The sequence below is a fragment of the Nonomuraea sp. WAC 01424 genome (genome assembly GCF_003947315.1).
GTDB lineage: Bacteria > Actinomycetota > Actinomycetes > Streptosporangiales > Streptosporangiaceae > Nonomuraea > Nonomuraea spiralis.
In genome coordinates, this window is record NZ_QHHZ01000007.1 from 181,785 (window position 1) to 202,299 (window position 20,515).

Genomic DNA, 20,515 nt, shown 5'->3' on the forward strand with positions numbered 1-20,515 from the left:
GGCGGTTCGGCGGGTCGGCGACGAGCCGGCGCGAAGGGTGGCGAAGGGCCGCAGACGGATCGGCGAGGGCCGACGTCGCGATGACCTCGGGATACGTGCATGGGCCTCCCGGGTCGGTGACGGTCCACCTGCGGACGCTCAAGGAGGTCGTCGACGTCGGGAATCGGTTGGGGAGACCGATACCCTGGACACGTCATGAATCTGGTCAACCTTGAGTCGGTCACCCACGCCTACGGGCCCAAACCGCTCCTCAGCGACGTCTCCCTGGGCATCGAGGCCGGGGAGCGCATCGGCGTCGTCGGCCGCAACGGGGGCGGTAAGACGACCCTGATGTCCGTCATCGCCGGGGACGTACGCCCGGACAGCGGCCGGGTCACCCACACGCGCGGCCTGCGGGTCGGTTTCCTGTCCCAGCAGGACACCCTCGACCCCGAGGCCACGGTGAGCGAGCTCGTCCTCGGAAACAGGGCAGAGCACGAATGGGCCGGTGACCAGCAGGTTCGCGAGATCCTGGCCAACCTGATCGGCGACCTCGACCTCAGTGCCAAGGCCGCCGCCCTCTCCGGCGGCGAGCGCCGGCGCACCGCGCTGGCCCGCCTGCTCATCGACGACCACGACCTGGTCATGCTCGACGAGCCCACCAACCACCTCGACATCGAGGCCATCGCCTGGCTCGCCGCCCACCTGGCCGCCCGGAAGAGCGCCCTGCTGGTCGTGACCCACGACCGCTGGTTCCTCGACGCCGTCTCCACCCGTACGTGGGAGGTCGTCGACGGGCGGGTCGAGCGTTACGAGGGCGGATATGCCGCCTACGTGCTGGCCAAGGCCGAGCGCGCGCGCATCGCCCAGGCCGCGGAGGAACGCCGCCAGAACCTCATGCGCAAGGAGATCGCCTGGCTGCGCCGCGGTCCGCCCGCCCGCACGTCCAAGCCGAAGTTCCGGATCGACGCCGCGCAGGCCCTGATCGCGAACGAGCCTCCGGCGCGGGAGAGCGTCGAGCTGATGCGGTTCGCCGCGGCCAGGCTCGGCAAGACGGTCTACGACCTCGAAGACGTGACCCTGCACGCCGGCGGTCCCGGCGACGGGCCGCTGGTGCTCGACCACTGCACGTGGCAGTTCGGGCCGGGCGACCGCGTCGGCCTGATCGGCGTCAACGGCTCGGGCAAGTCGTCGGTGCTGCGGCTGCTCGGCGACAACGTCCAGCCCGATTCGGGCCGGGTGGTCAGGGGCAAGACCGTACGTCTCGCGCATCTGTCGCAGGAGCTGACCGAGCTCGACCCGTCCCGGCGGGTGCTGGAGTCGGTGGAGGAGATCCGCAAGTACCTCCAGCTCGGCAAGCGGGAGTGGACGGCGTCCCAGTTGCTGGAGCGGCTGGGCTTCAAGGGCGACGCGCAGTGGAAGGTCATCGGCGACCTGTCCGGCGGCGAGCGGCGGCGGCTGCAGCTGCTGCGGCTGCTGATGGACGACCCCAACGTGCTGCTCCTCGACGAGCCCACCAACGACCTCGACATCGAGACGCTCAACGAGCTCGAAGACCTGCTGGACGGCTGGCCGGGCACACTGATCCTGGTGAGCCACGACCGCTACTTCCTGGAGCGGGTGACTGACCGGTGCGTGGCGCTGCTGGGTGACGGCAAGCTCGTGATGTTGCCCGGCGGGGTCGACGAATACCTCGAACGCCGCAGCGCCGGCACGGCCGTGACCGCCCGCCTCGGCGGCGCCTCCGGCCCGGCGGCGGGAGCTCGGGCCCCCGCCGCGGCGCCTTCCGCCGCGCCGTCCGAGAGCGGCCTGTCGGCCAAGGAGGAACGCGAGCTCCGCAAGGAACTCAACCGCCTCGAACGCCAGCTCGACAAGCTCGGCGACCAGGAGGCCCGCCTCCACGCCGCCATGGCCGAGGCCGCCAGCGACTACGCCAAGCTGGGCTCCCTCGACGCCCAGCTACGTGACGTCCTCACCCAGAAGGACACCGTCGAGGCGGAATGGCTTGAGGTGGCCGACCGCCTCGGCGACTGATCCCGCGGCCCAGGGAAACCGAGGAGACGGCTCACAGGGCGCTCGTAACGGCGAGCAACCCTGTGAGCCTTCACGACCGGCGCTCGACGGACGCCCGCCGACGTCGGCGAGTCGGGCAACCACGACACCGCGTAGAAAAAACCACGCAAAGAAAACCGCGCAGAGAACCACGCACAGGGCCGCGCGCAGAGCCGCGCACAACGCAGCGCACAGAGCCGCGTGGAGCGGTCGCGTGCAGAGGATCGCCACACACCACGCGCAGAGGGTTGTGTAGGAACGGGCTACTTGGGGGAGTCGAAGGGGGCGAGGAGGAGGCGGAGGAGGGCGGCGAGGGAGCGTTGGTCGGCGGTTGGGAGGCCGGAGAGCAGGTCGCGTTCGCGGCGCAGCAGCCCCGCGAAGGCGGCGTCCACCTGTGCGAGCCCCGTCTCCGTCAGCGACACCAGCACGCCGCGCCGGTCCTCCGGGTCGGGTCGCCGCCGCACCAGCCCCGCCTGCGCGAGCCGGTCGATGCGGTTGGTCATCGTCCCCGACGTCACCAGAGTGGCCCGCAGCAGCGCCCCGGGGCTCAGCTCGTACGGCTTGCCGGCCCGCCGCAACGCGGTGAGCACGTCGAACTCCCAAGGCTCCAGATCATGTTCGGCGAACGCCGCCCGCCTGGCGCGGTCGAGATGTTTGGCCAGCCGTGACACCCTGGAGAGGACCTGGAGGGGCTCGACGTCGAGATCGGGCCGCTCGATCCGCCATGCCGCGACCAGCCGGTCGACCTCGTCATCCTGTGGCGTCATGACACAGAGTCTACTGTCTTGACATCGAGATATCTCTCTCGATATCAATTATCTCTATGTCAAGAGATATCTGGGACCCGGTGACCTACGCCGTCTACGCCGACGAGCGGTCGCGGCCGTTCATCGAGCTGATATCCAGGGTCGGTGCCGTGGCTCCCGATTATGTCGTGGACGCCGGCTGCGGCAGTGGCGAACTCACCGTCATGCTGGCCGAACGCTGGCCCGAAGCCACCGTCGAGGGCTTCGACGCCTCGCCGGCGATGATCACCAAGGCCCGGCAGCTCAAGACGCCGGTGCACTTCGCCGTGGCCGACGTCGACACCTGGCACCCCGACCGGCCCATGGACGTGATCGTCTCCAACGCCGTCCTGCAATGGGTGCCCTCCCACCGGGGTGTGCTCGAACACTGGCTGGAGGAGCTGGCCCCCGGCGGCTGGCTGGCGTTCCAGGTGCCCGGCAACTTCGACGCCCCGAGCCACGTCGCGATCCGCGAGCTGTGCGCCTCCCGGGCCTGGTCGGACCGGCTCAGCGACCTCAACAGAAGCAACCCGGTGGACGATCCGGTCCAGTATCTCGACTTCCTCAACGACGGCGGCTGCCAGGTGGACGCCTGGGAGACGACGTACGTGCACGTGCTCCAAGGCGAGAACCCGGTGCTCGACTGGGTCTCCGGCACGGCCCTGCGTCCGATCTTCGACCGGCTTGGCCCGGAGGAGCAGCGGCAGTTCAAGGCCGACCTGGCCGGACTGCTCGCCGAGGCGTACCCGGCCAGGAGCTACGGCACCCCCTTCCCCTTCCGACGCGTCTTCGTGGTGGCCCAGAAATGACGATCAGAGCTCTGCATCACGTCCAGCTCGCCGCGCCCAAGGGCAGTGAGCCGCAGTTGCGCGCCTTCTACGAGGGCGTGCTCGGGCTGCGCGAGGTTCCCAAGCCGCCGGAGCTGGCCAAACGCGGCGGCGCCTGGTTCCGCGGCGATGGGGTAGAGGTTCATCTCGGCATCGAGGACGACTTCAGGCCCGCGCGCAAGGCCCACCCGGCGTTCCTGGTCGAGGACCTCGACGCGTACGCCGCGAAGATCCCCGGAGCCGTGCCCGACGACCTCTTCCCCGGCTACCGCCGGATCTACGTCACGGACCCGGTGGGCAACAGGATCGAGCTTCTACAAGTCGTGTGATGTTCATCTGCAGGTGACATCATGGTCCGAAATCGCACACTTGTGAGGTGCAGTGGCCATCGAGATCGAGGATAAGTTCGACGTTCCAACCGACTACGCGATTCCGGATCTGAGCGGCCTTGCGCAGGTCGCGGGCCCGCGCAGCCACCAGCTCGTGGCGCTCTACTACGACACGCCCGATCTGCGGCTGGCGGCGCGCGGCGTCACGCTCAGACGCAGACGCGGTGGCGACGACGCGGGCTGGCACCTGAAGCTGCCCAAGGCCAAGGGCGTGCGCCAGGAGATCACGTGTCCGCTGACCCGGAGCACCAAGATCGTGCCGCCGGAGCTGGCCGAACTCGTCCGGGCGTACTCCCGGGGCGCGGAGCTCCAGGTCGTCGCCGAGCTCGACACCCGTCGTAGTGTGACGCTGCTGCACGAGGATGGCACCCACCTGGTCGAGGTCGCCGACGACCGGGTCAAGGGCACCGTCCACCGGGACGGCAGGGTCCTGCGGTGGCGCGAGGTCGAGGCCGAGCTCCTGGCGGAGAACCGCCTGGACCTGCTGGCCAAGGTCGGCAAACGGCTGCGGAAGGCGGGCGCGACCCCCGCCGGGAGCGCCAGCAAGCTCGCCCGGCTCCTCGAGCCCACCCCGCCCGCCAAGGCCGCCACCGAGCCGGGCACGGCCGGTGAGACGGTCCTCGCCTACCTGTCGAGCCAGGTCGCCGCCCTCCTCACCCAGGATCCCCGGGTACGCAGGGCCGAAGAGGACGCCGTCCACCAGATGCGGGTGGCCTCGCGCAGGCTGCGCAGCGCGCTCAAGGCGTTCAAGTCGGTGGTGGGCGGCACCGAGGGTGTGCAGGACGAGCTGCGCTGGCTCGGTACGGTGCTCGGCGAGGCCCGCGACCTTGAGGTGATCAGGGCCAGGTTCGACAAGGAGCTGGCCGGTCTGGCCCCCGAACTGGTCACCGGTCCCATCCAGACCCGGCTCGGCACGGACCTGTACGAACGCGAGCAACAGGCGTACGAACGCATCAAGGACGCGCTCAGCGGCGACCGCTACTACACCCTGCTGGACGCCCTCGACGCGCTGATCGCCACCCCCGAGCTGGGCAAGGCGGCGGCCAAGCCGGCGCAGGAGAAGCTCACCGCCGTCGCCTCCGCCGGCTGGGACCGCGTGACCAGGGCGTACGAGACCGCCCAGGGCATCGAGGACCCCGAACGCCGCGAGATCGCCATGCACGACGTCCGTAAGGCGGCCAAACGCGCTCGATACACCGCCGAAGCGCTCGAACCCACCCTCGGCAAGGACATGGCCAGGCTCGCCAAGCTGGCCGAGAACGTCCAGGAGATCCTGGGGGCGCACCGGGACGGCGTGGTCGCCCAGGAGACGCTGGCCAAGGAGGCAGAGGGCGCCCGGCAGGCCGGCGAGGACACCTTCACGTACGGGCTGCTGATCGGCATCGAGCGCAACATCGCCGAACGGGCGCAGGCCGATTTCCCCAGGGTATGGGCGGAAACCGTGAAGGCGGTTAAGAAGGTTCTATGAGTAACCTTCCGGCAATACCCTTCGCGCGCAGCGACCCTCTCGACGTACCCGCCGCTTACCGGGAACTGCGGGCGGCGGAGGGCATCGCGCGGGTGCGCACCTCCGTGGGCGACGAGGTCTGGCTGGTCACCGGCTACGAACAGGCCCGCGCGCTGTTCACCGACCCCCGGCTCGGACGTTCGCACCCCGAGCCCGAGCAGGCGTCGCGGGTGTCGAACTCGGCCCTGCTCGGCGGCCCCCAGGGCGAGGTCGCCACGGAGAAGGCCGAGCACGAGCGCCTGCGCAGGCTGCTCACGCCCGCCTTCTCGGCCAGGCGGATGAGGAGGCTCGCCGACCATGTCGGTTCCCTGGTCGAGGAGCGGCTGGACCGCCTGGCCAAGCTGACGCCGCCCGCCGACCTGCACGCCGAGCTCTCCTTCCCGCTGCCGGTGCTGGTCATCTGCCAGTTGCTCGGCGTCCCGTACGAGGACAGGGAGTACTTCAGCGGCGTCTCCGGACGTATGGCCGACCTCCGGGACGCCGCGGCGGGCGAGGCGGCGCGGGTGGAGCTGAGCGCGTACATGGCTGGGCTGATCACCCGCAAGCGGCACGAACCAGGCGAAGACCTCCTGTCGGACCTGGCGAACGAGCTGGACGACGACGGCAGGATCGCCGAACTGGCCGCCGGGCTGCTGTTCGCCGGGCACGAGACCACGGTCAACCGCATCGACTACGGCGTGCTCCTGCTGCTGGCCAACCCGGGCCGGCTCGCGCTGCTGCGCTCGGACCCCGGGCTCGCGCCCGTCGTGGTCGAGGAGATCCTGCGCATGGCCGTGCCGAGCCTGCACGGCCTGCCCAGGTACGCCCACGAGGACATCGAGATCGACGGCCGGACGATCCGTCGCGGCGAGGCCGTCGTGATCAACCCGGGCGTGGCCAACCGGGACGAACACGTCTATCCGGATCCCGACGCCTTCGTCATCGGACGACCGTCGACCGACCCGCACCTCGCCTTCGGGTACGGCCCGCGCTTCTGCATCGGCGCGAGCCTGGCCAGGGTGGAGCTGGAGGCCGTCTTCGGCCGGCTCTTCCAGCGTTTCCCGGACCTGCGCCTGGCCGTCCCCCTCGCGCAGCTGCCGCGCAACGAGGGCAGGATCACGCAGGGCTTCGCCAGCCTCTCCGTGACCTGGTGACGGCCGGCGAAACGTCCCACCTGGTGAGGGCCGTCAGGTCGCGTAGCGTTCCACGCTGACGACCTGCCCGTCCCGGCGGTGCAGCACCGCGAAGGCGCCCTTGCGCAGGTGCACGTCCTTGTCGCTCAGCGTGTGGATCAGGTGCGGCAGGACCTTGCCGTGGCTGCACACGGCGGCGGCCACGGCGAGCCTGCCGACGAGGTCCGGCGTCTTGCGCGGGTCCTGGCCCTCCTCGCTGAGCAGCGCCTCGGTCCTGATCTCGGTCCCGTACGGCTCCAGCGTCTGGACGCAGCGCCGGCTCGGCGAGCTGACCAGCACCTCGGGCCGGTAGGCGGCCAGCGCGGTGGCCAGGGCCGCCGCCTGGGAGCCGCCGTCGGCGTCGAGCGGGCGCAGCGCGTCGTCGCCCTTCCACGCGCTCCTGGACCCGGCCGAACCGTGCCGTACGAGCACCAGCGGGACGGTCGCGAGCGGCGCGGCGGCCAGGGCGCGCAGCAGACCGGCGTCCCACTCGTAGGTCAGCAGGTCTCTGGCCTGCTCCAGCGGCAGCCAGCGCAGCCCGTCGACCTCCTCACCGGGCTCGAACCCGGCGTCGTGGGTCACCTGAGCCGTCCAGTAGTCGACCCGCTTGAGCCGGCCGCCGCTGAGGTAGTGGATCGGCGGCAGCGCGCGGCCGAGCACGACCGTCAGGCCGGTCTCTTCGTCGACCTCGCGCAGGGCGGCGGCGATCACGTGCTCGCCGGCCTCCAGCTTGCCCTTGGGGAGGGTCCAGTCGTCGTAGCGCGGGCGGTGGATCACCGCCACCTCGGGGCGGCTCTCCTCGCCCCTCCAGACCACGGCCCCGGCGGCCCGGAGCAGATCAGTCATCAACGGTCCTCCAACGCCTGGTGCTGACGAGATGGCTCTGCAGGTCCTCGCCGTGGTGGCGGATCCAGGTGCCGTCGGAGTTGAGCCACCACGCGTTCGTGGTGTCGGCCATGGCCAGGTCCATCAGCTCGATCAGGTACGCCCTGTGCTGCTGGGAAGTCACCTTGACCAGGGCCTCGACGCGACGGTCGAGGTTCCTGCGCATCAGGTCGGCGCTGCCGATCCACACCTCGGGCCGTCTGCCGAGGCCGAACTCGTACACGCGGGAGTGCTCAAGAAAGCGCCCCAAAACCGACCTTACGCGGATATTTTCGGACAAGTCGGGAATTCCGGGGCGGAGGATGCAGATGCCGCGCACCCACAGATCCACCGGCACCCCCGCCCTGGACGCCCGGTAGAGCGCGTCGATGATCGGCTCGTCCACCAGCGAGTTCGTCTTGATCCTGATCCGGGCCGGGCGGCCCGCCTGCTGGTGGGCGATCTCCCGGTCGATCCTGGCCAGCAGGCCGCTGCGCATGGAGTGGGGTGCGACCAGCAGCCTGCGGTACGCCGAGTGGTTGGAGTAGCCGGTGAGATGGATGAACAGGTCGGTGACGTCCTCGCCCACCAGCGGGTCGGCGGTGAGCAGGCCGAAGTCCTCGTACTGGCGGGCCGTCTTGGGGTTGTAGTTGCCGGTGCCGATGTGGCAGTAGCGGCGCAGCTCGCCCGAGGGCTCCTGGCGTACGACGAGGGCCAGCTTGCAGTGGGTCTTCAGGCCGACCACGCCGTAGACCACGTGGCAGCCGGCGCGCTCCAGCTTCCTGGCCCAGGAGATGTTGGCGTGCTCGTCGAAGCGGGCCTTGATCTCCACGACCACGACGACCTGCTTGCCGGCCTCGGCCGCGTCGATGAGCGCGTCGACGATGGGGGACTCGCCGCTGGTGCGGTAGAGGGTCTGCTTGATCGCCAGCACCCTGGGGTCGGCCGCGGCCACCTCGATGAAGTGCTGCACGCTGGTCGCGAACGAGTCGTACGGGTGGTGCAGCAGCACGTCGCGTTCGCGCAGGGTCGCGAAGATGTCGTCCTCGGCGTTGATCACCTCGGCCGGCACGAACGGGCGGTAGCTCAGCTCGCCGCGGTCGAGGTCGGCGATGGCGTGCAGGCCGGTCAGGTCGAGCGGGCCGGGCAGCCGGTAGATCTCGTGCGGGGCCAGCTCCAGCTCCTCGATGAGCGGGGCCAGCACGTCCGGCGTGATCGTGTCCTCGACCTCCAGCCGCACCGGCGGCCCGAAACGCCGCTTGAGCAACTCCTTCTCCAGCGCCTGCATGAGGTTCTCGGTGACGTCCTCGTCGACGTCGAGGTCCTCGTTCCTGGTGACGCGGAAGACGTGGTGCTGGAGGATCTCCATGCCCTTGAAGAGCTGGCCCAGGTGCGCCGCGATGACGTCCTCCAGCGGTACGAACCGGTCCTTCGAGGCCGGTACGAACCGGGGGAGCTGCGAGGGCACCTTGACCCGGGCGAACACGGTGTGGTCGGTGATCGGATTGCGTACCAGCACGGCCAGGTTCAGGCTGAGCCCGGAGATGTAGGGGAAGGGGTGGGCCGGGTCGACGGCCAGCGGCGTCAGCACCGGCCTGATCCGCTCCCTGAACAGCTTGCGCAGCTCCGTACGCTCCTCGCGGCCCAGGTCGTCCCACCGGACGATCTCGATGCCCTCGGTCGCGAGCTGCGGGCAGACCCGGTCGTGGAAGGCGGCGGCGTGCCGCTTGGCCAGGGAGTCGGCGATCGTGGCGATCCTGGCCAGCTCCTCGCGCGGCTTCAGCCCGCTCTTGGTGCGCAGCAGCAGCCCGGTGGCCATGCGCCGCTTCAGCCCGGCGACCCGTACGCGGAAGAACTCGTCGAGGTTGCTGGCGAAGATGGCCAGGAAGCGCACCCGTTCGAGCAGCGGGATCGAGGGGTCCTCGGCCAGCTCAAGGACACGTTCGTTGAACTGGAGCCAGCTTTCCTCGCGGTTGAGGAACCGCTCCTGTGGCAGGGGCAGGTCGTTTCCCGAGTGCAGCGGTTCCGCGGACATATGGCCTATATTGCCCCGATTGGTTGAACGGAACGTTAACGTAGCCGCAACGACTCACTCCGGATGCTCGGCCTGCTCCAGGCGTGCGGCGCGCTCGGCGAGCCTGACCTCCCGCTGACGGATCTTCTCCTCGCGCTCACGGGCCTTCTCCGCCTCCTTCAGCAGCCGCTCGCGCTCCTTCAACTCTCGTACCCGGGCCTTCTCTGCGTCACGCAGCTCACGCTGGCGCAGCTTCTCGGCCTCCTTGAGCTCCTTCTCGCGGGCCTTCTCGAAGTCGCGCAGCTCCTTCTCGCTGGCCCGCGGCTTGGCGAGCGCCTGCTGGTCGCGGCTGGCCACGGTGATGACCGGGCTGGGGTTCAGCCCGGTCAGGCCGTTCCAGGCCAGGTTGACCAGGTGCGCGGCGACCTCCTCGCGGCCCGGCTTGCGTACGTCCAGCCACCACTGGCCGGTCAGCGCGACCATGCCGACCAGCATCTGGGCGTACATCGGGGCGAGTTTGGGGTCGTAGCCGCGGTCCGCGAACTCGTCGCGCAGCACGTCCTCGACCTGGCTGGCGATCTCGCTGATCAGGCTCGCGAACGTGCCCGTGCCCGAGGCCGCGTGCGAGTCACGGACCAGGATGCGGAAGCCCTCGCTGCTCTCCTCGATGTACTGCAGCAGGGCCAGGGCGGCCCGCTCCAGCTTGATGAGGGAGTGGGAGGCGGCGAGGGCGGAGGTGATCATGCCGAGCAGCTTCTGCATCTCGCGGTCCACGACGACCGCGTAGACGCCTTCCTTGCCGCCGAAATGCTCGTACACCACGGGTTTGGAGACCTGCGCGGTGGCGGCTATCTCCTCGATAGAGGTCCCGTCGAACCCCTTCTCGGCGAACAGCGTGCGGCTGATCCGGATCAGCTGCTCTCTGCGCTCTCTACCGGACATGCGCCTGCGAGATCGGGGTTCGGTCACGGTTTCCATAATGACGGCCACGGACGAATGGCCATTCATCGGCTGATCATCATCAGGCAATGCGCTTCGCCGCCAGGCGCTCCGGCGTCGGCCAGCGCACGTCGTCCACCCAGCCCGCCCGCTCGAAGATGCGGATCAGGCCGGCGCTCAGGTCGATCTGGCCCTTGAGCGCGCCGTGCCGGGCGCAGGTGGGGTCGGAGTGGTGCAGGTTGTGCCAGGACTCGCCGAACGACGGGATGGCCAGCCACCAGACGTTGCGCGACTTGTCGCGGACCTGGAAGGACTCCTCGCCGAAGACGTGGCAGATCGAGTTGATCGACCAGGTCACGTGGTGCAGCAGGCCGATGCGGATCAGCGAGCCCCAGAACAGCGCGGTCAGCGCGCCCTGCCAGGACCAGGTGAGCAGCAGGCCCAGCACGCCGGGCAGCAGGACCGAGACGAGGGCCAGCGTCGGGAACCACTTGTGCAGCTTCTGGATGTCCTCGTCCTTGCACAGGTCGGGGGCGTACTTCTCGCGGTTGGTGCGCTCGCTCTCGAACAGCCAGCCCATGTGGGCGTAGAGCAGGCCCTTGGACATCGACTTGAAGCCGGGGCCGAAGCGCCACGGCGAGTGCGGGTCGCCCTCCTTGTCGGAGAACTTGTGGTGCTTGCGGTGCGTGGCCACCCAGTCCAGCACCGACATCTCCAGCGACAGGCTGCCCGCGATGCCCATCGCGATCTTCAGCGGCCGCTTGGCCTTGAACGAGCCGTGCGTGAAGTAGCGGTGGAACCCGACGGTGACGCCGAGCCCGGAGACGATGTAGAAGACGAAGGCGATGGCGATGTCCGTCCAGCCGAGTCCCCAGCCCCATGCCAGAGGTACCGCCGCCGCGATCGCGATCAGGGGCAGTCCCACCACGAGTGCGAACGTGACGAGCTCCGCCTTGGATTTCGGTTCGGGTTCGAAGTCGGGCTTCGGGGCAGGGGATGAGCGCTCGGCGAGAACGGTCATGGGCTACCTCCAACGACATGTATGAGGACGAATGTCCGGGCTACGCAACCGTAACCTACGCCATCGTAAGTAAGGAAGCCCTAAGCTGTGGATGTCACATAGCTGACGGGCGGCTCGTCGAGGTGAGTGGGTTTCGTACCTTGCGGCTTTTCGGGAGGTCTGTTATGTGAGCAGCGCGCCGACCAGCCCTCATGACCCCGGTATTCGCGGGGACTGGTGAGGTGGGAGAGAATTGAGGGCGCATACGCCCGTGCGGGCTCGGTATCGTAGGGGCTGTGCCGGACGCCGCGGCGTCCGGTCCGTCCCGGATCGTCTAATCGGCAGGACAAGTGGTTTTGGTCCACTTTGTAGGGGTTCGAGTCCTCTTCCGGGAGCCTTGACACACATTTCGCGACTCCCCGGGCGAAAGAGCCCGGAGCCGGGCAGGTATCCTCACGGTGTCGGGAGGGTTGCGGGGCGGTAGCCGCGCCGACGACCCTGATCCGTCCAGTCACAGGGAGCCTCAGTCCGTGAGTGTGCCGCGCCCGGCAGCCGTCATCGTCCTCGCCGCCGGCGAGGGCACCCGGATGAAGAGCCAGACCCCGAAAGTCCTGCACGAGCTGTGCGGCCGCGCGCTGGTCGACCACATGCTCGCCGCCGCCCGCGACCTCGGTCCCGAACGGCTCATCGTGGTGATCGGCCACGCGCTCGAACAGGTCGGCGGCCATCTCGCCGCGACCAGCCCCGACGCGCGCGCCGTGCCCGGCCGTGAGCAGCGCGGCACCGGCCACGCCGTCCGTACCGTGCTCGAAGAGGTCGGCACGATCTCCGGCACGGTCCTGGTCACCTACGGCGACGTGCCGCTGCTGCGTGCCCGTACCCTTTCCGACCTGCTGGACAAGCACGCCGCCGACGGCAACGCGGTCACCGTGCTGACGGCGCAGGTGCCCGACCCGACCGGCTACGGCCGGATCGTCCGCGACCCCTCGGGCGCCGTGCTGGAGATCGTCGAGGAGAAGGACGCCGACGACGAGCAGCGCGCGATCAAGGAGATGAACTCCGGCATCTACGCCTTCGACGGCCTGCTGCTCGCCGACGCCGTCAAGCGCGTGTCCACCGACAACGCCCAGCGCGAGGAGTACCTCACCGACGTGCTCGGCATCCTGCGCGGCGACGGCCACCGGGTCGGCGCCTGCGTGGTGGCCGACCACGTCGAGGTCGAGGGCGTCAACGACCGCGTCCAGCTCGCCTTCGCCCGCCAGGTGCTCAACCGGCGGCTGCTGGAGGAGCACATGCGCGCCGGCGTCACCGTCGTCGACCCGTCCAGCACGTGGGTCGACGTGGGCGTGGAGATCGCGCCCGACGCCGTCATCCACCCCGGCACCCAGCTCCACGGCCGTACGGTGATCGAGACCGGCGCCGAGGTCGGCCCGGCGACCACGCTGACCGACACCCGAGTCGGCGAGCGCGCCGTCGTGCGCAACGCGGTCTGCGACAGCGCCGAGATCGGCCCGGAGGCCAACGTCGGCCCCTACGCCTACCTGCGCCCCGGCACCGTCCTCGGCCGGAAGTCCAAGGCGGGCACGTTCGTCGAGCTGAAGAACACCAAGGTCGGCGAGCGTTCCAAGGTGCCCCACCTGACCTACGCCGGCGACGCCACCCTCGGTGAGGACGTCAACATCGGGGCCTCCAGCGTCTTCGTCAACTACGACGGGGTCGACAAGCACCACACCACCGTGGGCGACGGCGCGTTCGTCGGCTGCGACACCATGCTCATCGCTCCCGTGACGATCGGCGACGGCGCCACCACAGCGGCCGGATCCGTCATCGTCAGCGACGTACCCCCAGGTGCGATGGGCGTGGCAAGAGCGCGACAGCGCAACATCGAGAAATGGGTCTTGCGCAAGCGCGCGGGCACGAAGTCGGCCGCCGCCGCCGAACGGGCGCTGGCCGAGCGAGCACAGCAGGAGAACGAACAGTGACCAGCATCAAACAGCCGGGCGAGAAGAACCTCATGCTCTTCTCCGGCCGGGCCTATCCAGAGCTGGCCGAAGAGGTTGCCGAGCACGTCGGCGTCTCCCTCACCCCCACCAAACTGATCGACTTCGCCAACGGCGAGATCTACGCCCGATACCTTGAGTCCGTCCGCGGTTGCGACGCCTTCGTGATCCAGAGCCACACCGGCCCGATCAACAAGTGGATCATGGAACAGCTCATCATGGTCGACGCGCTCAAGCGGGCCTCCGCCAAACGCATCACCGTGGTCATGCCGTTCTTCGGCTACGCCCGCCAGGACAAGAAGGGCCGCGGCCGCGAGCCCATCACGGCCAGGCTGATGGCCGACCTGTTCAAGACCGCGGGCGCCGACCGGCTCATGTCGATCGACCTGCACACCTCGCAGATCCAGGGCTTCTTCGACGGTCCCGTCGACCACCTGTTCGCGATGCCGGTCCTGGAGAGCTACCTGAAGAACAAGCTCGACCTGGCCAACACCACCGTCGTCTCCCCCGACACCGGCCGCGTCCGCCTGTCCGAGCGCTGGGCCGACACCCTCGGCACGCCCCTGGCCTTCATCCACAAGCGCCGCGACCTCGACGTGGCCAACTCCGTGAAGGTCAGCGAGGTCGTCGGCAAGGTCAGTGGCCGCACCTGTGTGCTGATCGACGACATGATCGACACCGCCGGCACGATCTGCAAGGCCGCCGACGCCCTCTACGAGCAGGGCGCCACCAACGTGATCGTCGCCGCCACCCACGCGGTCTTCTCCGACCCCGCCGTCGACCGGCTGAAGAACTCCCGCATCTCCGAGGTCATCGTGACCAACACGCTGCCGCTGTCGGAGACCAAGCGGTTCGACAAGCTGACCGTGTTGTCGATCGCCCCGCTGATCGCCCGCGCGGTCACCGAGGTCTTCACCGACGGGTCCGTCACGAGCCTGTTCGAGGGCGACACCTGAGCGAGTAAGCTGTACGGGTTGCGCTCGTAACGCCTTCCGCTAGGGCGGGTGAGGGGGAGCGCGCCACAATCCGATCTCTGCATCCCTAGGAGATGTCGTGTCCGAAGTACGTATTGCCGCCGAGCCCCGCACGGTGTTCGGCAAGGGCGCCGCCCGTAAGATCCGCCGCGCCGACAAGGTGCCCGCCGTTCTCTACGGGCACGGCATCGACCCCAAGCACCTGACCCTGCCCGGTCACGAGGTGCTGCTCGCGCTCCGCACGCCCAACGTGCTGATCCGCCTCGAGGGTGAGGGCGTCGACGAGCTTGCCCTGCCCAAGGGCGTGCAGCGCGACCCGATCAAGGGCTTCGTCGAGCACGTCGACCTGATCCTGGTCAAGCGCGGCGAGAAGGTCACCGTCGAGATCCCGGTCACCACGACCGGCGACGTCAACTCCGAGGGCCTGCTCGACCAGCAGCTCGTCGCGGTGGCCGTCGAGGCCGAGGCCACCCACATCCCGACCGGTGTCGAGGTCGACATCGAGGGCATGGAGGTCGGCACCGTCGTCACCGCCGCGCAGCTCAACCTGCCGTCGGGCGCCACGCTGGCCGCCGACCCCGAGGCCGTGGTCCTCCACGTCATCGCCAAGCCGACCGAGGAGCCCGCCGCCGAGGCCGCCGAGGTCGCCGAGGGCGAGGTCGCCGAGGCCGAGGGCGAGGGCGAGACCGCCGAGGCCGCTGCCGAGTAAGCACGTCCTGCGAACGGGGGTGGCGCGAGGCCGCCCCCGTTCCGCTGTAAGGGGAGCACATGGACCGCTGGCTGATCGTGGGACTGGGCAATCCGGGGCCCGAATACGCGGGTAACAGGCACAACGCGGGCTTCATGGTGCTCGACGAGCTGGCCGCGCGGGCCGGTGGGCGCTTCAAGGCCCACAAGAGCAGGTCCGACGTGCTGGAGACGCGGGCGGCCGTGCTGGCCAAGCCGCTGACGTACATGAACCTGTCGGGCGGGCCGGTCAAGGCGCTCGCCGACTTCTACAAGATCGGTCCCGAGCGGCTGATCGTCGTGCACGACGAGCTCGACGTCCCCTACGGCGCGCTGCGCGCCAAGCTCGGCGGCGGCGACAACGGCCACAACGGGCTCAAGTCCATCACCAAGGTCCTCGGCACCCGCGATTACCTGAGGGTGCGCTTCGGTATCGGCCGGCCGCCCGGCCGCATGGACCCCGCCTCCTTCGTGCTCAGAGACTTCGCCACCGTCGAGCGCAAGGACCTGCCCTTCCTCGTCGACCGCGGCGCCGACGTCGTCGAGTCGCTCATGACCCGCGGCCTGGAAGTCACCCAGAACGAGTACCACCGGGCTGATCTGCACATTTCCGGCCCTCCGCGCTGATCGCCGCATAGAACCGTTCGCCGCCTGTCGCCGCGTACGCACGGCTACCATCTGTGACTGTCCGTTCGGTAATGGACACACACAGGTGTGCCGGGGAGACGGCGGGAGCGGAGCGGGGGAAGACGGCATTTGGCGACCGAGGCCGCCTCACGCAGTGAGGCAGGAGAGCCCGTGAGATCGGGCGAGGCCGTCTCGTGGCGGGTGAGCCCGGTGACGCCGGTGTGGATGCGGTCCTACCGGTTCCGTGCCGTCGTGGGCGATCTGTGCGGGGCGGGCGTCGGGTCCGCCGCCGCCTTCTGCGGCAGGTTCGGGGGGTTCACCCCGTACGTGCTGCCGTACCTGCTGGTCAGTGTGGCGTTGCCGTGGGTGTGGATCTGCGCGGTCGCGTTCAACCGGGCCTACGAGCCGCGCATGATCGGCGTCGGCACCGAGGAGTTCCGCCGGGTCGTGCACGCCGGCGTGGCGCTGACCGCGGCCACCGCGATCGGCTCGTACGTCACCAAGACCGACGTCGCCCGCGGCTACGTCGTGCTCGCGCTGCCCCTGGTCACGCTGCTCACGCTGGTCGCCCGCTACCTGCTGCGGCGCTCGCTCAACCGGCGCAGGGCGGCCGGCGCCTGCATGCGCAGGGTGGTCGCGGTCGGCCATCCGGCCTCGATCGCCGAACTGGTCCAGCTCTTCCGCAGGGAACGCCACCACGGCATGGACGTCGTGGCCGCCTGCGTGCCCCACGGCGACGCCCAGGGCGCGCTGAGCGGGGTGCCCGTGGCGGGCGACTTCCGCGACGTGCCGCTGGTGGTCGACCAGGTGCGCGCCGACACCGTGGCCGTGCTGGCCTGCCCCGAGATGGACGGCGACGCGCTGCGCCGGCTGGCCTGGCGTCTGGAGCGCAGCCACACCGAGCTGGTGGTCGCCCCCGCGCTGATGGACGTCACCGGCCCGCGCATCATGATCCGGCCGGCCGCCGGGCTGCCGCTGCTGCACGTCGAGCACCCCGAGCTGACCGGCGCCAGGCAACTGGTCAAGAACGTCTTCGACCGCCTGGTCGCCGCCGCGCTGCTGGTGCTGCTGTCGCCGCTGCTGGTGGGTCTGGCGGTGGCCGTACGCGGCACGAGCCCCGGGCCCGCGCTGTTCCGCCAGGTCAGGATCGGCAAGGACGGCAGGCCGTTCACGATCCTGAAGTTCCGTACCATGCGGCGGGGCTCGGAGGAGCAGAAGATCACCATGGTCAGCGACCGTGACGGGCTGCTGTTCAAGATCCGCAACGATCCGCGCGTGACGCCGCTCGGCACGCTGATGCGCCGCCACTCCCTCGACGAGCTGCCCCAGCTCATCAACGTGCTCCTCGGACACATGTCGCTGGTCGGCCCCCGCCCGCCGCTGCCGGAGGAGGTGGCGCGCTACGGTGACGATGTGCGCAGAAGGCTGCTGGTACGCCCCGGGCTGACCGGGCTGTGGCAAGTGAGCGGACGATCCGACCTGTCCTGGGAGGAATCGGTCCGCCTTGACCTGCGTTACGTTGAGAACTGGTCCCTCACGCTGGACCTCCAGATCCTGTGGAAGACTTGGTCGGCCGTCGCCCGCGGGCAAGGAGCATATTGATGACGATTCGCGACGACCATGCCGTGGCCGCCGACCTGGCGACCGAGGCGGGCGAGCGGCTGCTGGGAGTTCGCGAGCGCACAGGGTTCGGCGACTCCGCCGCGCTGCGGGCGGAAGGCGACCGGGCCGCGCACGTGTTCCTCATGGAGGCGCTGGCGCGCTTGCGTCCGAGTGACAGTGTCCTGTCCGAGGAGGCCACCCGCGAGGAGCGGCTCGACCCGCGCAGGCTGGGCGCCGAGCGGGTGTGGATCGTCGATCCCCTCGACGGCACCCGCGAGTTCTCCGAAGAGGGCCGTTCCGACTGGGCCGTGCACGTGGCGTTGTGGGAGCGCGGCAGGCTGACGGCGGGCGCCGTGGCGCTGCCCGCGCAGGGCCGTACTCTGAGCACGGCCGAGCCGCCCGCGCTGCCGGCGTTCGAGAAGGGGCGCTTCCGCATCGCGGTGAGCCGCACCCGGCCGCCGGAGTTCGTCCAGAAGCTGGCCTATCTGCTGGGGGCCGACCTGGTGCCGATCGGCTCGGCGGGCGCGAAGATCTCCGCGGTGCTCACCGGCGAGGTCGAGGCGTACGTGCACGCCGGCGGCCAGTACGAGTGGGACTCCGCCGCCCCCGTCGCCGTCGCGCAGGCCGCCGGCGCCTTCGCCAGCCGGGTCGACGGTTCGGAGCTGACCTACAACCAAGCCGACCCGTCACTACCGGATATCCTGGTTTCCCTACCGGAGCTGGCGACATCCCTGCTCGCCGGAATTCGGGACCTGCACCGCTAACCGCCGGAGGAAGCGCCCATGCTCCAGCGCGACTACACGACGTCGCAGCTCGACGTACTCGAAGCCGAGGCCATCCACATCATGCGCGAGGTGGCGGCGGAGTTCGAGCGGCCGTGTCTGCTCTTCTCCGGGGGCAAGGACTCGATCGTCATGCTCCGCATCGCGGAGAAGGCGTTCTGGCCCGCGGCCATCCCGTTCCCGCTGATGCACGTCGACACCGGGCACAACTTCGACGAGGTCATCGAGTTCCGCGACCGCCGTTCCGAGGAGCTGGGCGCGCGCCTGATCGTGGCCAGCGTGCAGGAGTCGATCGACAGCGGCCGGGTGGTGGAGGAGACCGGGCGGCGCGCCTCGCGCAACCGCCTGCAGACCACCACCCTGCTCGACGGGATCGAGGAGCACGAGTTCGACGCCGTCTTCGGCGGGGCCAGGCGCGACGAGGAGAAGGCCCGCGCCAAGGAGCGCGTGTTCTCCTTCCGCGACGACTTCGGCCAGTGGGACCCGAAGAACCAGCGCCCCGAGCTGTGGAACCTCTACAACTCGCGCATCCGCAAGGGCGAGCACATCCGGGTCTTCCCGCTGTCCAACTGGACCGAGCTGGACATCTGGGACTACATCCGGCGTGAGGGCATCGAGATCCCCTCGATCTACTTCTCCCACACCCGCAAGGTGTTCGAGCGCGACGGCATGTTGCTGCCCGACTCCGACGTCGTCTCGCGCGGCGACGACGAGCCGCTGTTCGAGGCCGTCGTACGTTACCGCACCGTCGGCGACATGACCTGCACCGGCGCCGTTCAGTCCAAGGCCGTCACGGTCGAGGAGATCATCGAAGAGATCGCGGCCACCCGGATCACCGAGCGGGGGGCCACCAGGGCCGACGACCGCTCGTCCGAGGCCGCCATGGAGGACCGCAAGCGAGAGGGCTACTTCTGATGGACATTCTTCGCTTTGCCACCGCGGGAAGCGTCGACGACGGCAAGTCCACCCTCATCGGACGGTTGCTCTTCGACTCCAAGGCCATCTTCGAGGACCAGCTCGAAGCGGTCGAACGCACCTCGCGCGACCGCGGCACCGAGTACACCGACCTGTCGCTGCTGACCGACGGCCTGCGGGCCGAGCGCGAGCAGGGCATCACGATCGACGTGGCCTACCGCTACTTCGCCACGCCCAAGCGCAAGTTCATCATCGCCGACACGCCCGGGCACATCCAGTACACCCGGAACATGGTCACCGGCGCCTCCACGGCCGACCTGGCGATCATCCTCATCGACGCGCGCAAGGGCGTGCTGGAGCAGTCGCGCCGGCACGCGTTCCTGACCTCGCTGCTCCGCGTGCCGCACCTGGTGCTGGCCGTGAACAAGATGGACCTGGTCGACTACTCGCAGGAGCGGTTCGAGGAGATCCGCGAGGAGTTCACCTCCTTCGCCTCCAAGCTCAACGTGACCGACCTGACGTTCATCCCGATCTCCGCGCTCAACGGCGACAACGTGGTCTCGCGCTCGGAGAACATGCCCTGGTACCTCGGCACCTCCCTGCTCCACCACCTGGAGAACGTGCACATCGCCTCCGACCGCAACCTGGTCGACGTGCGTTTCCCGGTCCAGTACGTGATCCGCCCCCAGAAGGCCAACGACCACGCCTTCCACGACTACCGCGGCTACGCGGGCCAGGTCGCGGGCGGCGTGCTCAAGCCGGGCGACGAGGTCGTGCACCTGCCGTCCGGGCTGACCACGCGGATCGCCTCGATCGACACGTTCGACGGGCCGGTGGAGGAGGCGTTCCCGCCCATGTCGGTCACGCTTCGCTTCGAGGACGACCTCGACGTCTCGCGCGGCGACATGATCGCCAGGCCCAACAACCAGCCGCACGCGGCCCAGGATCTGGAGGCCATGGTCTGCTGGATGGCCGACGGCCTCAAGCTGGCCCCGCGCTCCAAGCTGACGATCAAGCACACCACCCGTACGGCGCGGGCCCTGGTGCGCGACCTGCACTACCGGCTCGACGTCAACAGCCTGCACCGCGACGAGGAGGCCACCGCGCTCGGCCTGAACGAGATCGGCCGGGTGTCGCTGCGGGTCACCCAGCCGCTGTTCGTCGACGACTACGCCCGCAACCGGCTGACCGGCGGCTTCATCCTCGTGGACGAGGCCACCAACGGCACGGTCGGCGCCGGGATGATCATCGACGCCAACTGAGCGCACCGACCGTACTGGACGGCCCGGCGATCTTCGCCGGGCCGTCCGCGTTTCGGTAGATCTTTGCGAGGTTTCCTGACCTTCTGATTACCCTGCGCGCTAGTGTCGTCGCATTCCGTG

At 69.4% G+C, this 20,515-nt stretch carries 18 protein-coding genes and 1 tRNA gene; 14 read left to right on the forward strand and 5 right to left on the reverse strand.

The annotated features are described in order from the left end of the window. The first annotated feature begins 195 nt into the window (after nt 1-195). Nucleotides 196-2,013, forward strand: coding sequence for an ABC-F family ATP-binding cassette domain-containing protein (locus DMB42_RS20675; RefSeq protein WP_125636613.1), 1,818 nt, complete (start codon nt 196-198; stop codon nt 2,011-2,013). 281 nt (nt 2,014-2,294) lie between these two features. On the opposite strand, the gene DMB42_RS20680 is transcribed toward DMB42_RS20675, so the two are convergent. Beyond that, nucleotides 2,295-2,798 carry a MarR family winged helix-turn-helix transcriptional regulator gene (locus tag DMB42_RS20680; protein ID WP_125636614.1) on the reverse strand — a complete coding sequence of 168 codons (504 nt, stop codon included), beginning with the start codon at nt 2,796-2,798 and terminating at the stop codon, nt 2,295-2,297. 56 nt (nt 2,799-2,854) lie between these two features. Between DMB42_RS20680 and DMB42_RS20685 the strand changes: the two genes are divergently transcribed. From DMB42_RS20685 to DMB42_RS20700, 4 genes are read left to right on the forward strand one after another with little or no spacing between them, the layout of a single operon-like run. After that, the gene (locus DMB42_RS20685; RefSeq protein WP_260477816.1) at nt 2,855-3,625 is read left to right on the forward strand and encodes a trans-aconitate 2-methyltransferase; all 771 of its coding nucleotides are present in this window, start codon (nt 2,855-2,857) and stop codon (nt 3,623-3,625) included. Continuing rightward, entirely contained in the window at nt 3,622-3,972 is a 351-nt protein-coding gene (locus tag DMB42_RS20690) for a VOC family protein (RefSeq protein ID WP_125636615.1), read from the forward strand. Before DMB42_RS20685 ends, DMB42_RS20690 begins: the two co-directional genes overlap by 4 nt. Nucleotides 3,973-4,024: 52 nt before the next feature. After that, complete coding sequence (locus tag DMB42_RS20695) at nt 4,025-5,500, forward strand: CYTH and CHAD domain-containing protein (protein ID WP_125636616.1); 1,476 nt, start codon at nt 4,025-4,027, stop codon at nt 5,498-5,500. Next, nucleotides 5,497-6,672: a cytochrome P450 gene (locus DMB42_RS20700; protein WP_125636617.1), complete on the forward strand. Its 1,176-nt coding sequence runs from the start codon at nt 5,497-5,499 to the stop codon at nt 6,670-6,672. The genes DMB42_RS20695 and DMB42_RS20700 overlap by 4 nt, the downstream gene beginning before the upstream one ends. A 33-nt stretch (nt 6,673-6,705) precedes the next feature. On the opposite strand, the gene DMB42_RS20705 is transcribed toward DMB42_RS20700, so the two are convergent. Genes DMB42_RS20705 through DMB42_RS20720 form a run of 4 tightly spaced genes read right to left on the reverse strand, consistent with a single transcriptional unit; the run spans nt 6,706 to nt 11,528 of the window. Then, nucleotides 6,706-7,536, reverse strand: coding sequence for an NUDIX hydrolase (locus DMB42_RS20705; protein WP_260477817.1), 831 nt, complete (start codon nt 7,534-7,536; stop codon nt 6,706-6,708). Continuing rightward, the gene (locus tag DMB42_RS20710; protein WP_125636618.1) at nt 7,529-9,589 is read right to left on the reverse strand and encodes an RNA degradosome polyphosphate kinase; all 2,061 of its coding nucleotides are present in this window, start codon (nt 9,587-9,589) and stop codon (nt 7,529-7,531) included. Before DMB42_RS20710 ends, DMB42_RS20705 begins: the two co-directional genes overlap by 8 nt. A 54-nt stretch (nt 9,590-9,643) precedes the next feature. After that, entirely contained in the window at nt 9,644-10,546 is a 903-nt protein-coding gene (locus DMB42_RS20715; protein WP_125636862.1) for a TetR/AcrR family transcriptional regulator, read from the reverse strand. A gap of 43 nt (nt 10,547-10,589) precedes the next feature. Further along, complete coding sequence (locus DMB42_RS20720; protein WP_125636619.1) at nt 10,590-11,528, reverse strand: acyl-CoA desaturase; 939 nt, start codon at nt 11,526-11,528, stop codon at nt 10,590-10,592. A 302-nt stretch (nt 11,529-11,830) separates the two neighbouring features. Between DMB42_RS20720 and DMB42_RS20725 the strand changes: the two genes are divergently transcribed. The 9 genes from DMB42_RS20725 (at nt 11,831) to cysN (ending at nt 20,395) form a co-directional block, all read left to right on the forward strand. Further along, a tRNA-Gln gene (locus DMB42_RS20725) sits at nt 11,831-11,902 on the forward strand. 135 nt (nt 11,903-12,037) lie between these two features. Beyond that, nucleotides 12,038-13,489 carry a bifunctional UDP-N-acetylglucosamine diphosphorylase/glucosamine-1-phosphate N-acetyltransferase GlmU gene (glmU, locus tag DMB42_RS20730; protein WP_125636620.1) on the forward strand — a complete coding sequence of 484 codons (1,452 nt, stop codon included), beginning with the start codon at nt 12,038-12,040 and terminating at the stop codon, nt 13,487-13,489. Continuing rightward, nucleotides 13,486-14,463 carry a ribose-phosphate diphosphokinase gene (locus DMB42_RS20735; RefSeq protein WP_125636621.1) on the forward strand — a complete coding sequence of 326 codons (978 nt, stop codon included), beginning with the start codon at nt 13,486-13,488 and terminating at the stop codon, nt 14,461-14,463. Before glmU ends, DMB42_RS20735 begins: the two co-directional genes overlap by 4 nt. Nucleotides 14,464-14,560: 97 nt before the next feature. After that, a complete protein-coding gene (locus DMB42_RS20740) occupies nt 14,561-15,190 on the forward strand; it encodes a 50S ribosomal protein L25/general stress protein Ctc (protein WP_125636622.1) in 630 nt (209 codons plus the stop codon). Nucleotides 15,191-15,249: 59 nt separating this feature from the next. Next, nucleotides 15,250-15,834, forward strand: a complete 585-nt coding sequence (pth, locus tag DMB42_RS20745) for an aminoacyl-tRNA hydrolase (protein ID WP_125636623.1) — start codon at nt 15,250-15,252, stop codon at nt 15,832-15,834. Between the two features lie 225 nt (nt 15,835-16,059). Further along, nucleotides 16,060-17,436 (forward strand): sugar transferase, encoded by a 1,377-nt coding sequence (locus tag DMB42_RS20750; protein WP_125636863.1) that lies wholly within the window; start codon nt 16,060-16,062, stop codon nt 17,434-17,436. After that, nucleotides 17,436-18,200, forward strand: coding sequence for a 3'(2'),5'-bisphosphate nucleotidase CysQ (locus tag DMB42_RS20755; protein WP_185844772.1), 765 nt, complete (start codon nt 17,436-17,438; stop codon nt 18,198-18,200). Before DMB42_RS20750 ends, DMB42_RS20755 begins: the two co-directional genes overlap by 1 nt. A gap of 18 nt (nt 18,201-18,218) precedes the next feature. Beyond that, nucleotides 18,219-19,133 carry a sulfate adenylyltransferase subunit CysD gene (gene cysD / locus DMB42_RS20760; protein WP_125636625.1) on the forward strand — a complete coding sequence of 305 codons (915 nt, stop codon included), beginning with the start codon at nt 18,219-18,221 and terminating at the stop codon, nt 19,131-19,133. Then, the gene (cysN, locus tag DMB42_RS20765; protein ID WP_125636626.1) at nt 19,133-20,395 is read left to right on the forward strand and encodes a sulfate adenylyltransferase subunit CysN; all 1,263 of its coding nucleotides are present in this window, start codon (nt 19,133-19,135) and stop codon (nt 20,393-20,395) included. The genes cysD and cysN overlap by 1 nt, the downstream gene beginning before the upstream one ends. Nucleotides 20,396-20,515: the final 120 nt, after the last annotated feature.